A 214-nucleotide genomic window follows, 5' to 3' on the forward strand; every position below is an offset into this window, starting at 1 on the left:
CTGACCACCAGTTGAAGATAGGCCTGGAAGGCCAAAGGTACACTGGGGCGCGTAGTACCTCCTCCGGTGAAAGTACGATGATAAGTGGCATGGAATTCTCTAAACGTGTTTTGACTCGGAATAATCTAAACCTAGCGTATCTCCGGGTCAAGAGAAATAAAGGGGCAGCAGGGCTTGACGGTATGACCGTCGAAGACCTCTTGCCTTATCTGAA

Annotated in this window: 1 pseudogene; it reads left to right on the top strand. The window is 49.5% G+C overall.

What is annotated here, in order from left to right:
* A pseudogene (locus FC99_RS14220) lies at nt 1–214 on the top strand (group II intron reverse transcriptase/maturase); the annotation flags it as partial.

It is taken from the genome of Levilactobacillus koreensis JCM 16448 (assembly GCF_001435525.1).
In the GTDB taxonomy this organism is placed as follows: domain Bacteria; phylum Bacillota; class Bacilli; order Lactobacillales; family Lactobacillaceae; genus Levilactobacillus; species Levilactobacillus koreensis.